Origin of the sequence: Pararhodobacter oceanensis (assembly GCF_003076755.1) — a bacterium.
GTDB classification, from domain to species: domain Bacteria; phylum Pseudomonadota; class Alphaproteobacteria; order Rhodobacterales; family Rhodobacteraceae; genus Pararhodobacter; species Pararhodobacter oceanensis.
Window position 1 is genome coordinate 1 of the sequence record NZ_QDKM01000027.1, and the last position, 2,630, is coordinate 2,630.

The 2,630-nt window shown below is 61.3% G+C and carries 2 protein-coding genes; both read right to left on the reverse strand.

Annotated elements, in window-relative coordinates:
- Positions 1 to 100: 100 nt before the first annotated feature.
- Positions 101 to 883, reverse strand: a complete 783-nt coding sequence (gene istB / locus DDE20_RS18805) for an IS21-like element helper ATPase IstB (protein ID WP_116560047.1) — start codon at positions 881 to 883, stop codon at positions 101 to 103.
- Between the two features lie 19 nt (positions 884 to 902).
- The gene (istA, locus tag DDE20_RS18810) at positions 903 to 2,456 is read right to left on the reverse strand and encodes an IS21 family transposase (protein ID WP_116560048.1); all 1,554 of its coding nucleotides are present in this window, start codon (positions 2,454 to 2,456) and stop codon (positions 903 to 905) included.
- Positions 2,457 to 2,630 lie beyond the last annotated feature (174 nt).

The following is a 2,630-nucleotide window of genomic DNA, read 5'->3' on the forward strand; positions in this document are numbered from 1 at the left end:
TGCGGATTTCAGAAATACCGGACAGCGATTACGCTAATTCCCGGACAGCCGTTTCAGTAATTCCCGGACAGCACGGGCACGGCTGATCATCTGCCTGCAATCAGGTTTCGGTTTGGATAGTTTCGGTCTTTTCGACGGAGGTCAAGTTCGCGTTTCGGTCCATTCTGCGCATGCTGTCTCCCTTGAGTTCGATGCGGTGGGCGTTGTGGACGATCCGGTCGAGGATCGCGTCGGCAATGGTGGGTTCGCCGATCATGTCGTGCCAACCCGAGATCGGCAGCTGAGCGGTGATGATGGTCGACCGACGCTGATAGCGCTCTTCGAATAGCTCCAGCAGATCAAGCCGCTGCTGATCCGTCAAACCGTGCGTGCCCCAATCATCCAGCACCAGCAGTTGGACACGGGCCAGCTTGTCAACGAGGCGCGGGAAGCGCCCATCAAGGCGTGCCATGGCCATGTCCTCGAAGAGCCGTGGCATTCGGACATATGATACGGAATGATCCAGGCGCGCGGCTTGATGGCCGAAAGCGCAGGCAAGCCAGGTTTTGCCGGTCCCGGTTTGGCCCGTGAGAATGATCTGCTCCTTGGCCTTAATCCAGTCGCCTTGGGCAAGCGCCAGAATTTGGCGGCGATCGAGGCCACGGCTGGCGGCAAAATCGACATCCTCGATACAGGCGTTGGGAAAGCGCATTTTGGCGTTGCGGAGCCTGTTGGCGAAGCGCTTATCAGCGCGGGCTGCGGCCTCTCGGTCGAGCATGAGACCGAGCCATTCGTTGCGCTCAAGCGCCTGGCCCGGATCCTGTTCGGCCAAGGCCTTCCAGGCGTCGGCCATGCCTGTCAGCCCGAGCGCGGCCATCTGGTCGAGTGTGGGGTGTGCGAGCATCTGCTTGTCCTTTCCGGGATCATTGATAGTAGCCGGGGCCACGAATGTTGTCGTGGACCGGTGTGGCGGTGATTAGGTTTGGTGAGCTGGGTGCGCGATCCAAGCCGGTGATCAGGATGGAGCGCACCGAGGCGTAGCTGACCGTGCCGACCGTTAAGGCTCGTTCGCAGGCCGCTTCCAGCCTGTCCGCCCCGAACTGGCGCTGCAGACCGAGAACACCGAGGGCGGAGCGATAGCCTTGTTCAGGGTGAGGCCTGTCGCGCATCAGGCGCTCGACGAGTGCGGCGGCGTGATAACCGGTGCGGGCGGCCCGGGTGATCAGGCTCTCAGGCGTCATACCGCCGTAGCGTTGATGCGCCTTCGGCATGTGTTCCTTGACGGTGCTATGGCCGCCCCGCTGACTGCGGCGCTGATGAACGGCAACGCGTTCATGATTATAGAAAATCTCGATGATACGGTGCGTGAGCCGGACGTCGACCTGGCGGCCGATCAGGCGATGCGGCACTGAGTAGAATCCCCGCAGAACCTCGACGTGGTAGTCGGGATGCACCTTGGCGCTCTTCCATTCGGCATACTCGAAGGGCGCATTGGGCAGTGGGCTGAGCGCAGGGTGTTCAATCTCTTTGAACAGGTCACGACGCGAACGCCCGACCCGGCGCATCGTCCGGTCGTTCAGATCATCGAGCAGCTCGCCAATGGCGACATTCAGCGCCTCGATGGAAAAGAACTGCCGGTTGCGCAGGCGGGCAAGGATCCAGCGTTCCACGATCAGCACCGCCCCTTCGACCTTTCCCTTGTCGCGCGGCTTGCGCGGCCGCGTGGGCAGCACGGTCGTGTCGTAATGCGTGGCCATGTCGGAGAAGGTTTTGGTCAGGGATGGCTCGAACCAGAGCGGCTTGGCCACCGCTGCCTTCAGATTGTCGCAAACAATTGCCTTTGGCACCCCGCCGAAAAACTTCAGGGCGCGGACCTGGGCTTCGATCCAATCCGGCAGCTTTTGCGTCAGGCTCGCCCAGGCAAAGGTGTAATTGGACGCACCCAGAACCGCGACGAAGATTTGCGCGCGATGTTCGGCCCCGGTGCCCGGATCGATCACCGGGATCGTGTGTCCGGCGTAATCGGTCTGCATCACCGCGCCGGCCTCATGGCGGTTGCGATACCGGGGGCTGATGCGGTTCTCGAACTCCCGATAACGCTCGCAGAACCAAGTATAGCCGTAGCCGTCGGGATGGGCGGCGCGGTATTCCTCCCAGAGCAGCACCAGCGTCACCCCTTTGCGCTTCATCTCCGCAGCCATCTTTGGCCAATCCGGCTCAGTCAGGTCTTGAGGTGGCCGGCCCACACAATGGAAAAGGACCTGCTTAAGCGTCGCATCGTCATCGCGCCCCGATGGCAATGGCCAGCAGTTCAAGCCAGCCTCCCGGGCGCGGTTCAAATAGGTCGCGACAGTTGTCTTGCTGAGCTTCAGGCGAAGGCCAACTTCGCGCACCGAAAGGCCCTGCTCATGCGTCAGCCGCAATATAGTTCGTATATCTCGCACGGTTGTTCGCCTCGGTTGCTTGCGTCTTGGCATGTCCCCTCCCGGTCTCAATCAAGACCGGCAGAATGCCGTGACGGAGCAGGCGATGACCAACGGTGACCGGCCCCCGGAACCGTCCGGGAATTACCGAAATCCCTGTCCGGGATTTACCGAAACGTGTGTCCGGGAATTACTGAAATCCGTGTCCGGGAATTTGCGAAACCCGCA

Excerpts from the sequence above, each read along its gene's own strand:
- istB (WP_116560047.1), bottom strand. The coding sequence starts at position 883 with ATGCTCGCACACCCCACACTCGACCAGATGGCCGCGCTCGGGCTGACA.
- istA (WP_116560048.1), bottom strand. The coding sequence starts at position 2,456 with ATGCCAAGACGCAAGCAACCGAGGCGAACAACCGTGCGAGATATACGA.